This is a genomic window from Nostoc sp. DedSLP03, assembly GCF_034530815.1.
Classification (GTDB): Bacteria; Cyanobacteriota; Cyanobacteriia; order Cyanobacteriales; family Nostocaceae; genus Nostoc.
Map to the genome: position 1 here is coordinate 36,291 of NZ_JAVRCK010000023.1, position 12,047 is coordinate 48,337.

Below are 12,047 nucleotides of genomic sequence, written 5' to 3' on the forward strand. Positions count from 1 at the left end.
GTAGATGTATGAGATTTCGATTACAGAGAAGCCGCGCGATCGCGGAAATATTGCCGATATAAATTAAATCTAGGTATTACATAATTATTTTCCAGATCGACTAAACCCATACTTTTTAATTTAAAGGCTTCTATTGGCTCCAGCTGTATTGGTGTGTTTTTTGCAACAATTTGTTTCATTGCCCTTGCTAGCTCAGGATGTTGTTTTAGATTCCACCAATGTCGGTGCAAATGGTCACCAAAAGGCCCGGCATCTGTAGGAGCAACTTGTAATAACTGCTCCAGTGCGATCTCTTGGCGCGCAATGCGATAGAGTGCTACTCGTACCAAATAAGGATGACCTCCCACCATATTCATTAATTGTTCAATTTCTGAAGACCTCCAATTTAGCCCATGCCTACGTGCCAAATCTTGGACTTGTTCAGCATTAAACTCTGGCAACTCAATCGAAAGTCCCACATTGAATGGTGATTGATTGATATTCATTGGGATATAAACTTCTGTTGAATGCACCACTACTAATCGCAATTTCTTCCAGATATCCCGATTTTTTGCATCTTCATGCCAAGCACGCAGCAGTCCAAAAAAGTCCGCGGCAATTTCAGGGTGTTGATATACTAAATCGACTTCATCCAAACCCAATGCTAGGGGTCGATCGATTTCTGCTAGGAGATACTCCTCAAAATAAGCTGTACAGTTATCTTTGCTACCAAAAATCTCATCCCAGTAATCCGCTAACCGATTTGGTATTCGCAGTTTCCGAGTAACGCTAGCACAGAACCAGCGTAAAAATTTATCTAAGTCTGGGAACACTTTACTATCTGCAAGTTGAAAACTCAAAGATACGGCTAGAGAGTTTTGTTGTGAAGCTTGATGAAGAATCCGTGCCATTAAGGAAGTTTTACCCATCTGTCGAGGCGCTTTAATCCGAATCAGAGAACCAGGCTTCAAAATAGCTTCGTAGCAGTGTTCTTCAATAAGAGGGCGTTCTATATAAAAAGCAGAAGCCATATCTACTTGACCCTCTGGTAATTCTGGTTCTGCAACTGGCAAAGGTGGTTCTTCCAAACTTTCTATCGCAGCGGGTGTTGTCAATTCATCCTCTGTATAGTTAGCCTCATGACCTTCGGCTAGAATTGTCAAAATTTCTTGCGAAATCTTGACTGTATCAGCAGATGATTTCCATTCTCGTTGTTGAATTCTTTGTAAATAACCCCGTAAATCATAATTTAATGGCGAATCCAAAGGAAAGTTCACACGGATAGGTAAAATTATAGGTTTCTTTTCGGGATTTAAATCTTGCAACTGCTTGGCACGCCTGACTTCTTCTGTGACCATTTCACTAGTTGCAGATTTAGGAGATAAGAGCAGCAGAAAGTAATCAGACTGTTCCAATTCTCTATCTATGCGTTCCGGCCAGTTTTCGCCTAACCGTATACTCTCCCCCGCCATAAATGCTTCATGCCCAGCCGCTTTTATTGCTTCATAAAACTGCTGGGCCAACGTTAAATCTGGATCTTGGCTGCGATAGCTAATAAAAACTCTAGCACTGTCATTGGCTCGTTTCACTTTTGGCTGTTGCTGCATTTTTTCTAAAGAAAGAGCTTGCTCAACCAAGTCTGACCATGCTGTAATCAGCACTTGTGTGGGAATAATAAACGCTGCTTTAGCTGCTGTTCGCTCCATTTCCGCCGCTACTGCTATGCCTGCTACACCCTGTAACTGCTCATCCCATATCGGCGCACCACTGAAACCAGGCTCTAATGCATAACCTTGTTGTTTCACATCCTCCAGTTGTACCCAACCATTTGCAAGTCCAGCCCTGATTTGTCCAGTAGCCCAAACCCCATTGGGTTGGTTTTTTGGAAAACCCAAAACTCGGAAAGAATGCCCCCATAATTCCTCTGATGCTACCAATCGTGCTGGATGAGCCGCACCAGGAAGAGAGCTTTCTAACTCCAGCCCTGCAATATCTTCCGCAAACTCATTAGGGTTAACAGGCCGCCAGAATACTACCCTGGCAGTCAAAAACTCTTTAGCTGCCAATAAAGGAAAATCTAAACGGACTTCTGCATTGATTATTTCGGCAGTATTTCTAGCAATTCCTAAAGCATCTGCTACCACATGGGCACATGTAAGGATATATTTTGGGGTAACCAAGAAGCCAGCACCAACAACTTTGCCACTGTTTGAGTAAATCCTGACGACTGATAACTCCAGGGGTGTGGCCATCTTATGGCTCCCGTTTCCACTTCAAAGTCACTTCATAATTAACTTCGCCATTGCCAGAAGCGATGACTGCTCCAAGCTCTGCACTCATTTTGATGCCAAACTTGATTTCCACCTCATCCGCAGGCTGATTGAGACTATTTACTTTAGTCATAATGACATTTGCTATGGGCTTTACTTGTTCCAGAGCAGATTCAAAAGTTTTTTGAGCTTTTTGAATAATATCGTCTCGCAGACCAATACGATCATCAGTTAGCCCAGGCTCATCTACTTCTACAAGAATTGAGTCTCCGTTTTCGAGAGGAAATTCGACGATACGCTTCACAAGTTAATTTTCTACCTCATTTTTCAGAGAATAAAGTTATTTTACCTGTTAGCCACGAATAAACTTTATATGGGAGCAACGCGATTTTGTGAGAGTGGACAAAAAACGAGTGATTGCGCTCTCGCGCACTGCCCTTTGGGCAATCCTTAAAAACTAACTTCAGTACATTAGTAAAAGATATACATTGAAAAGAGTCTTACTACTTGCTGTTTACCAGAGCAGTATTAGTTTAGTTGGCGTAGATCTGGCGAAGCTGTCACCAAGTGCAAACTAAACAGTTTAGTTTAGAAACAGAGTATAACTATAGACATTTCTCTTTGAGTCAGGCGATCGCTAATAACTTGAGTTGATTACACCTATGGCGTTAATATATCTTAATGTATGCAGTATTGCTTTTTTAGCGCCCCAATGGAGTTAACCTCAAAAGAATTTAAGTCAGAACTGATATTAGAAGTCAAAGCCTGCCTGCTATTAGCAGTTCCTTTGGTAATTACTCAAATATTAGAAGCGGGCATTCCTTTATTGGATGGGGTGATGATGGGCTTACTTAACAGCCAAGCTTTAGCTGCGGGTGCTTTAGGTGCTGTTACCTTTTCTACCTTAGCTTCCGTTTGTCGTTCTGTTCTTTCAGCTGCGGGTATAAGTGTCGCCAATGCTTTTGGTGCAGGAAAGATAGACCAAGTGAATCGTGCTACTGGTCAAGGAATTTGGTTAGCCGTGACGATGTGCTTACCTGTAATGTTTATCATTTGGCACTTTGACAATATTCTGCTGCTAACTGGTCAAGAAGAAAGCAATGTATTATTAGCTCAAACATATTTGCGGTCTATTGTTTGGGGTTTTCCGGCCGCACTCGGTTTTTGTATCTTAAAAGAAGTTAGCTCTGCCCTCAATCGCCCCCAATTTTTAACAGTAATTACGGTAGCTGGACTATTATTAAATGCGGTTGCTAATTACGTGCTAATGTTCGGTAAATTTGGTTTCCCAGCCCTTGGTTTAGCCGGTATCGGTTGGGGAAGCACACTCATTTTTTGGCTAAATTTTATTGCTGCCGCCAGTTGGATTTGCTTTGATAACTACTTTAAAGACTATCAGCTTGATTGTGCTTTGCATCAGTTCGATAAAGATATGTTTATAGATATCTTCCAAACTGGGTGGTTTTTGGGGTTGCAGTATGGAGCAGAAATTGGAGTATTTACTGCCACTGCTTTAATGATGGGATGGTTTGGAACAGAGACGTTAGCAGCACATGAAATTACCGTCGAGACAGAAAGTTTTGTCGAAACAGTATCTATAGGTATTTCCTATGCCGTCACAATGAGAGTAGGACAGTTGAGAGGACAAAACGATCTCAAGGGTGCAAACATAGCCGGGTTAGTCTGCATTGCGCTTATTACTCCTTTTGTAAGTATTGTGGCACTAATTTTTTGGCTGTTTCCCAACTATATTGTGGCAATGTATTTGGATACCAGTAATTTAGATAATATCGAGATAATTAAAACGGCAAGTTCTTTCTTGGCTGTCGGGGCAATAGTCCAAATATTTTATTCTATTCAGACTATTGCTGCTGGTGCTTTAATCGGGTTGAAAGATACCAAAGTGCCAGTGTTAATTACTATGTTCGCTTACTGGATAGTAGGTCTAGGTGGGGGCTATCTGATGGCATTCACTTTCGGCTGGGGTGCTATAGGTTTATGGTTGGGTTTAGTACTAGGGCTACTTATGGGTGCAGTGCTTTTAACTGGGCGTTTTTATCTTTTGACTTCTGAGATTGAGTCTGATTGACTAAAAGTGCATAGTATTAACAATGCCCACTTCCGATTACTGTTGAGAAGGTCTAAGTCTATCCCGCCAAGATGGTTGTGACGATGAAGAACCAGAAGAACCAGAACTATTTTCGGGAGACGACTCTCGCCGACTTCTTCGAGGTGGGGGTGAATCAGATTCTACTCTTCTAGAGCGTCGCCGTGGAGTAGATGATTCTGAAGAGGAGTTACTAGAACTTGATTCGCTGCGATCGCGCCTTCTCCGTCTTGGGGTATAATCGCTCGATTGCTGTGTTTCTTGAGAATAGCTTCTCCTTCTTCTACGTCTCCTAGATGAACCACTATCCTCAGAATTAGAATTTCTCGCTCTTTCCCCTTCTGAGTCATCATCATCTTTAGAGGCAATAGAACGATTCAGTATTTGTTTGGGCTTGACGGACTGGGCTTTGATAGTGCCTTTGCGACCGTCTAACTTGGGTCGTTTGGGAAACTTTTCTACAGGCATCCCCTCTACCGCTTTTTCCATAAATTCGTGCCAAGTGTAAGCGGCACTACTACTACTGCCATAAGTGGGGCGGTTGTCATCGTTACCTAGCCATACCCCTGTCACCATCTGAGGAATGTAGCCAATAAACCATAAATCGCGGGCTTCGTCGGAGGTGCCGGTTTTGCCGGCAACTGGTCTATTATCTAATTGGGCAGCACCACCAGTTCCCGCTTCGACGACGTTGCGTAGCATCCAAGTCATGATGGCGGCACTGTCAGCATCCAAGGCGCGTTTTGACTTGAAATTAGCTGACCAGATGACTTTGCCTTGGCGGTTGAGGATGCGAGTAATACCATGAGGTTCTGCGTGCAATCCCTGAGTTGCAAAACTACCATAAGCGCTGGTTAACTCTAGCAGATTGACTTCATTTGAACCAAGAGCCAAGGAGTAGGTGGGTTTAAGTTCAGATTTTATCCCCATATCATGGGCAAGTTTAATGGTTGGTGTAAATCCCACATCAATCAACACCTTGACCGCAACAATATTAACAGAGCGAGTGAGGGCATCTCGGATGTTCATTGAACCCCGGAAGTTTTCACTATAGTTTTTCGGTTCATAGCCGTCTACGACAAAGGGCGCATCCTCATAGCTATCGTAGGGGCTTTTACCGGTAGCGATCGCAGTGGCATATACAAACCCTTTAAATGTCGATCCTGGCTGCCGTTGTGCTTGGGTAACTCGATTAAACTGGTTTTTACCGAAATCTTTTCCCCCCACCATTGCCTTAATTTCACCGCTACGGGGGTCAATGGCTACCATTGCAGCTTGCTTAAAGTTTTCCCAGCGTCCTTGATTTCGCAGGGTTTTGGCAACTGCCTCTTCTGCCACCTTCTGCCAGCTTGGGTTCAACGTAGTTTCTACTACTAGACCCCCACTTTTTAGGACGTTAGGAGAAACATACTTGGGCAATTCTTTTTGGATGTAGCTGGTAAAGTAGGGTGATTCTACTTGGACTCGCTTGGGTGAACTGCTTTTGAGGGTTAATGGCTCCTGGACTGCTGCCTGCCTTTGTTCTGGCGTAATTACTTTATCTTCTTGCATCCGTTGCAATACCAAGTCCCGCCGCCGTTTTGCCGCTTCGGGATTTTTGTCTGGGGCGTATAAACTAGGAGCAGGAGCTAATCCCGCAATCGTTGCCATTTCCGCAAGGGAAAGCTGGTCTGGCGTTTTACTAAAATATACCCAGGATGCATCTGCCACACCATAAGCTCCAGATCCCAAATAAACCAGATTTAGGTAACGCTCTAAAATCTGATCTTTGGTTAATTCTTGCTCCATTTTTTGGGCAAGGCGGACTTCCTTGAGTTTGCGCCAGATTGTCTGCTCTTGTTTCAAAAAGAGAATCCGCGTTAGCTGTTGGGTGATGGTGCTACCACCTTCTACCACACCTTGCGATCGCAAATTATTCAAACCCGCTCTGACAATCCCTTGTGGATCGACTCCATTGTGTTGCCTAAATCTTCTATCTTCTGAGGCGATAAAAGCTTTTTTTAAATTATCTGGTATTTGTTCTAGCTTTAGCTGTTCTCTGGCCGTTTCACCTTGTTGTTGTAATATTGTGCCATCAGCAGCTTTTATGGTCAGTGTTTGCTCTCGCAACACAGCATTCAACTCGGACTGATCTGGCAAAGTCCGATCTATTAAACTGATGCCGTAGATCGAGGCAGCTATCCCACCACCAATACTTAAACCTGCCCAAAACCAGAAGCGGCGATAGAGTGGTCTAGCGCCAGATGCCCGATTGACCCTCATCCTAGATGGTAAAATTTTCATTTTGCTCAGTAACTGCCTCGTCTGCGCCAGATGTGCTGGTGGTAAGCTCTCATTCGTTCCTCCTCGTCCAGAGTCACTCAAATTAGTTGGTCTTCGCTTGAACCAGGAGGTAAGCTTCCCCACGTCAGTTCCTCGCTCAAAGTAGTAAGCAATTATAACCACCATCAATCAACTTTGGGGTTATAGCACTACCATTGTGTTAGTATAATATCCTATAAATAATTAACTGAATTCACTAGAAAATAATGTTTTTTAAATTTGGTTAATTTAGTTTTGTAAAAAATGTTGCAGTTTTGAGAAATACTGCGAATCTAAAAACTATTGACCAGTATCCGCAAAGACAGCCCGAAAACGGCTTATTTCAGGAAAGTATAATGTCCAGATCGGGCTACGACGAAGCACAGCTAAGACGAAGCGCCGTTTCTCTTGGTAGTAATATTGGCGATTCCCAGACAATTTTATCAGCAGCTATAGAGGCTTTAGCCCAAACGCCAGGTATTGTTTTAGAAGCCAGATCCCATTGGTATCAAACCAAAGCTGTCGGGCCACCACAGCCAGATTACCTCAATGGCTGCGTTATATTGCAGGTAGAAATACTTCCCCAGCAGTTATTAGAAATTTTGTTAGGAATTGAACAACAATTTGGGCGCGTGCGTCAGGAACGCTGGGGGCCACGAACCCTAGATTTGGATTTGTTATTATATGATGACATTATTTTGGACACACCAAATCTCCAGATTCCCCATCCCCGAATGCGGGATCGCGCCTTTGTGTTAGTCCCACTGGCAGAAATTGCCCCAGATTGGATAGAACCAGTTTCCGGGTGTGTGATTAAAGAGCTGCTGAAAGAGGTAGACTGTTCTGATGTACATTTATGGATGGACAATTAAAATTACCATCCTTAAAAGCAGAAGAACACTGATTTTGCCTCTGTATTCACAGATAATCAGATTTTACTATGCCATTAGGTAGAGAATTACCACAACTGCTAAGACAACGCCTGTTTCATAAAGGACGTAAGTTTGATTTTGAAGTTAATCGCTTGCGTTTGCCGAATAAATCGGAAGGAGAATGGGAATGTATTCGTCACCCTGGCGGTGCTTTAGCTGTGCCAGTGACAGCGGAAGGTAAACTTATACTGGTGCGCCAGTATCGTTTTGCAATTCAGGGACGGATATTAGAATTTCCGGCGGGGACATTGGAAGGAAAAGAAGAGCCTTTAGAAACTATACAACGTGAAATTGCCGAAGAAACTGGCTATAGTGCCCAAAAATGGGACAAATTAGGCGAATTTTTCCTAGCTCCTGGTTATTCTGATGAAATTATCTATGCTTTTCTGGCACGAGATTTAGAAAAGCTGGAGACACCACCACCACAAGATGGAGACGAGGATATCGAAACTGTGTTTATGACTCCTGAAGAATTAGAAAAAGCTATTCTGGAGGGAGAGCCGGTAGATGCTAAATCAGTTTCTAGCTTTTTTCTGGCGCGTCCGTTTTTAATTTAATACCCTTATGCTGCTAGAGTTAGCGATTGCAGATGCCTACGGTGCAGGCTTTGAATATGCAGACGAAGCGATCGCTAACAACGATTTGAGTCGATACGTGGAACATCCACGGTTTCGACTCAATCCTGGCAGCTACACCGACGATACCCAGATGAGTATTGCCATTGCGGAAGTGATTGTCGCTCAAGCACCGTGGACGCCAGAAGTTTTAGCCGATAGTTTTGTTAGAGCTTTTAAACGCGATCAAAGAGAAGGTTATGCTCAAAGATTCTACCATTTTCTATTAGAAATTCAGGATGGGAAAGAGTTTTTAACGAAAATTAACCCTGATAGTGACAAAAGCGGGGGAGCAATGCGTGCAGCACCCATTGGCATCTATCCCACACCAGAAAAAGTCATTGAAGCGGCAACAATTCAAGCGGCAATTACCCACAATACAACCGATGGGATCAATGCTGCCGTTGCGGCTGCCTTAATGTCGCATTATTTTATCTATCGACTGGGAGCAAAACGCAAATTAGGACGGTTTCTGGAAGGTTATGTATCTGGAGAGTGGAATAAACCGTGGGAAGGTAAAGTCAAGTCCAAAGGCTGGATGAGTGTCAGAGCAGCGATTACTGCGGTGATGCGAAATGACAGCATGAGCGAACTTTTACAAAATTGTATCGCTTTTACTGGGGATGTAGATACAGTCGCTGCGATCGCCTTGGCTGCTGGTTCCTGTAGCGAAGAAATTACTCAAGACATTCCTAATCATCTTGTCACAGGGTTAGAGAATGGAGCTTACGGTAGAGATTACCTCATCGAACTGGATAAGCAGTTAATGAGTTTGGTGGGTAAAAAGATCGGTTAAATCTAATACATCAAAGTAGTTGAGTTCAGATGCTCAAAAGGCTAGTAGTCCGTCAAGCTAACTTTGCTGGGTAAATAAACGAACCGCAAAGACGCGAAGGGCGCAAAGGAAGAAGAAAACAGAGAAATTAAAAGTTGATTTACCTAGCATTGTTGACTTGATAGACTACTAGATTTTAGTGTTTAATTTTAAGTTAGATAATCAAAAGCATATTTCAAGCCAGCCAAGCCAAGATTGATGAATCATACTCTAGCTTCTACTTTAGGAGAACTACAAACAAAAATATATTGGCTCCATGATGCTGAAAAATTTGCTGAATTGGCAGAAGCAGCAACTAAAATATATATTCAACTTGGATATGACCAACAAAAAGCAGAAAATGTTGGTCGTTTAATTGGGAACGAGGAAAGTTTTATCAAGCTAGGTTTTTAGGATTTGTGTGTACACCGTAGTTCTCCCAAAGCGAGAAGCAAGTGGCGTTTGAGGAACGAAACCTAACATTTTTATCGCTTTGTTGGGTTGCGCTTTGCTTCACCCAACCTACAATTTTTCTCAACTTTTAACCTTTACCCTCTCCTGCAAAAACATATTTTTGCAAAAGGTTTATTCCCTACGTAGTCAATAAAGCTGAAAATTACTGTAATTCTCAAAGACTCAGCTAGTTTGAGTGTCGAATAGCTATTTGTTTAGTATTTCGCTGTCCTTCTATATTTGCAGATATATATCGAGATAAACACTCTTATACATAGAAACATATATTTTTTATATAGCCTAGTTTAAATATCAATTTATACCTTGTTTTCTTCAACAAAAAGCTCGATGATTGATTGAGAAAGCCCATAACTATAGGTTGGTTAGTTAATAAGTATGCCAATATACTTCATAAATATTTCCGCTTCATAACAAGAAAATATCTGATATTTATTTCAAATTTACTTAGGTTGGAGTTTGATTAACTCATGCTAGAAGGATGGATTCAAATTGTATTAACGCTATTAATTGTAGTAGCGATAACTCCCGTTTTTGGACGCTACATGGCGCGTGTCTACCTAGAACAAAGTACTTTTCTCGACCCGATTTTGAATCCAGTTGAGCGAGTGCTTTATGCTTTGGTTGGCGTTAAAAGCAAAGAGAATATGACTGGCTGGCAGTATGGGCGGGCAATCCTATACAGTAACGTCGCAATGGGGTTGCTGATTTTCTTGATTATTATGAATCAAGGATGGCTGCCATTAAACCCAACCAAGATAGATGCCCCAACTTGGGATACAGTACTGCATACGACTATTTCTTTTATTACTAACACTAACCAGCAGCACTATTCTGGTGAAACCTACATGAGCTATGGCAGCCAAATGTGGGGACTTGGTTATCATATGTTTACTTCTGCTGCTACTGGTTTGGCGGTGGGGATTGCCTTTATTCGGGGATTGACTGGTAGATCGTTAGGCAATTTTTATGTAGACCTAATTCGCTCGATTACCCGAATTTTATTGCCTATTTGTATTGTGGGCGCGATCGCTCTTATGGCAGCTGGTGTTCCCGAAACACTGGGGGGTGCGGTTGTATTCCCCACCTTGGAAGATGCGAATATTAGTCAAGCGATCGCTCGTGGCCCTGTTGCTCATTTTGAAATTATCAAGCAATTAGGGGAAAACGGCGGCGGCTTTTTCGCCATCAACTCCGCACACCCCTTTGAAAATCCTAGCGGATTTTCTAACTTGATTCAGATTGTCGCCATGCTTTCGATTCCTACATCCCTAATCTACACTTATGGGTTGTTTGCGAATAACACTAAGCAAGCTTGGTTAGTCTACGGTATGGTAGGCATTCTCTATTTAGTATTTATCATCGTCACAGCCATTGGTGAATACAACGGCAATCCGGCTGTGAATGGACTACTGGGTAGTCAGCAACCGAATTTGGAGGGCAAAGAAGTCCGGTTTGGTTGGGCGCAATCTGTGCTGTTTGCCGTAAGTACAACTGGCACGATGTGCGGCGCAGTCAACAGTTTACACGATTCTTTCATGCCCAACGGTGGTTTTATTACCCTTTCCAATATGTTCCTACAAATTATTTGGGGTGGACAGGGTACAGGAACCGCTTATTTGTTTGCTTACCTAATTCTGGCTGTGTTCGCTACAGGGTTGATGGTGGGACGTACACCAGAATTTCTCGGACGCAAGATTGAGAAGCGCGAGGTTGTACTTGCTAGTTTTTTGATTCTCCTAGTTCACCCGATCGCAATTATGATTCCCGCAGGTATCGCCTTGGCATTTCCCGATCAGCTATCAGGAATTAGCAATCCAGGATTCCACGGTTTTGCTCAAGTTATTTATGAATACGCCTCCGCTGCTGCTAACAACGGTTCTGGTTTTGAAGGCTTGGGAGATTCACAACCTTCACCTTTAGCGATCGCTACAGGTACAAAAACCACTGCAACTGCTTTGTGGTGGAACTTGAGTACCTGCTTCAGTTTAATTGCAGGACGCTATATTCCCATCATCGGTTTGCTGTTTTTAGCAGATAGTATGTCTCGTAAACAAGCTGTTCCTTATACCACTGGTACATTGCGAACGGATACCGGACTATTTACAGGCGTTACCGCAGGCGTGATTTTAATTCTGGGCGCACTTACATTCTTCCCAGTCTTAGCATTAGGCCCCATTGGTGAAGCCTTTTTTATCGCCAAAGGTATTGGGTAGGGAGTGGGGGAGCAGGGAGAGGCAGGGGGGCAGGGGAAGCAGGGGAGGCAGAGGAAGCAGGAGAGAGTTAGGACTGGATTCATCCACCTTTGAACTGGATTCATCCACCTCTGAACTCCGTTCATCCACCTCTGAACTGGATTCATCCACCTCTGAACTGGATTCATCCACCTTTGAACTCCGTTCATCCACCTTTGAACTGGATTCATCCACCTTTGAACTCCGTTCATCCACCTTTGAACTGGATTCATCCACCTTTGAACTGGATTCATCCACCTCTGAACTCCGTTCATCCACCTCTGAACTCCGTTCATCCACCTCTGAACTCCGTTCATCCACCTCT

10 protein-coding genes are annotated in these 12,047 nt (G+C 43.1%); 7 read left to right on the forward strand and 3 right to left on the reverse strand.

From position 1 onward, the window contains the following. Positions 1-20: 20 nt before the first annotated feature. Positions 21-2,231: an AAA-like domain-containing protein gene (locus RM368_RS13485; RefSeq protein ID WP_322694519.1), complete on the reverse strand. Its 2,211-nt coding sequence runs from the start codon at positions 2,229-2,231 to the stop codon at positions 21-23. A gap of 1 nt (position 2,232) precedes the next feature. Continuing rightward, positions 2,233-2,553: a CU044_2847 family protein gene (locus tag RM368_RS13490; RefSeq protein WP_322674678.1), complete on the reverse strand. Its 321-nt coding sequence runs from the start codon at positions 2,551-2,553 to the stop codon at positions 2,233-2,235. A gap of 408 nt (positions 2,554-2,961) precedes the next feature. Between RM368_RS13490 and RM368_RS13495 the strand changes: the two genes are divergently transcribed. Further along, a complete protein-coding gene (locus tag RM368_RS13495) occupies positions 2,962-4,338 on the forward strand; it encodes an MATE family efflux transporter (protein ID WP_322694520.1) in 1,377 nt (458 codons plus the stop codon). Positions 4,339-4,374: 36 nt separating this feature from the next. Here the strand turns inward: RM368_RS13495 and RM368_RS13500 are convergent, their stop codons facing one another. Continuing rightward, positions 4,375-6,762: a penicillin-binding protein 1A gene (locus tag RM368_RS13500; RefSeq protein ID WP_322694561.1), complete on the reverse strand. Its 2,388-nt coding sequence runs from the start codon at positions 6,760-6,762 to the stop codon at positions 4,375-4,377. Between the two features lie 251 nt (positions 6,763-7,013). Here RM368_RS13500 and folK point away from each other — a divergent pair, with 251 nt between their 5' ends. The 6 genes from folK to RM368_RS13530 form a co-directional block, all read left to right on the forward strand. After that, positions 7,014-7,529, forward strand: coding sequence for a 2-amino-4-hydroxy-6-hydroxymethyldihydropteridine diphosphokinase (folK, locus tag RM368_RS13505; RefSeq protein WP_322694521.1), 516 nt, complete (start codon positions 7,014-7,016; stop codon positions 7,527-7,529). 68 nt (positions 7,530-7,597) lie between these two features. Further along, positions 7,598-8,146: an NUDIX hydrolase gene (locus RM368_RS13510; protein ID WP_322674675.1), complete on the forward strand. Its 549-nt coding sequence runs from the start codon at positions 7,598-7,600 to the stop codon at positions 8,144-8,146. A gap of 7 nt (positions 8,147-8,153) precedes the next feature. Further along, the gene (locus RM368_RS13515) at positions 8,154-8,999 is read left to right on the forward strand and encodes an ADP-ribosylglycohydrolase family protein (protein ID WP_322694522.1); all 846 of its coding nucleotides are present in this window, start codon (positions 8,154-8,156) and stop codon (positions 8,997-8,999) included. A 237-nt stretch (positions 9,000-9,236) separates the two neighbouring features. Beyond that, complete coding sequence (locus RM368_RS13520) at positions 9,237-9,431, forward strand: hypothetical protein (RefSeq protein WP_322694523.1); 195 nt, start codon at positions 9,237-9,239, stop codon at positions 9,429-9,431. Positions 9,432-9,958: 527 nt separating this feature from the next. Next, a complete protein-coding gene (gene kdpA, locus RM368_RS13525) occupies positions 9,959-11,704 on the forward strand; it encodes a potassium-transporting ATPase subunit KdpA (protein ID WP_322694524.1) in 1,746 nt (581 codons plus the stop codon). Between the two features lie 89 nt (positions 11,705-11,793). After that, the coding region (locus RM368_RS13530; protein ID WP_322694525.1) for a hypothetical protein at positions 11,794-12,047 on the forward strand (254 nt) is incomplete at its 3' end.

What these genes read in the sequence shown, in the direction of transcription:
- RM368_RS13485 (WP_322694519.1), bottom strand. Translation starts at nt 2,231, where the DNA reads ATGGCCACACCCCTGGAGTTATCAGTCGTCAGGATTTACTCAAACAGT.
- RM368_RS13520 (WP_322694523.1), top strand. Translation starts at nt 9,237, where the DNA reads ATGAATCATACTCTAGCTTCTACTTTAGGAGAACTACAAACAAAAATA.
- kdpA (WP_322694524.1), top strand. Translation starts at nt 9,959, where the DNA reads ATGCTAGAAGGATGGATTCAAATTGTATTAACGCTATTAATTGTAGTA.
- RM368_RS13495 (WP_322694520.1), top strand. Translation starts at nt 2,962, where the DNA reads ATGGAGTTAACCTCAAAAGAATTTAAGTCAGAACTGATATTAGAAGTC.
- RM368_RS13510 (WP_322674675.1), top strand. Translation starts at nt 7,598, where the DNA reads ATGCCATTAGGTAGAGAATTACCACAACTGCTAAGACAACGCCTGTTT.
- RM368_RS13515 (WP_322694522.1), top strand. Translation starts at nt 8,154, where the DNA reads ATGCTGCTAGAGTTAGCGATTGCAGATGCCTACGGTGCAGGCTTTGAA.
- folK (WP_322694521.1), top strand. Translation starts at nt 7,014, where the DNA reads ATGTCCAGATCGGGCTACGACGAAGCACAGCTAAGACGAAGCGCCGTT.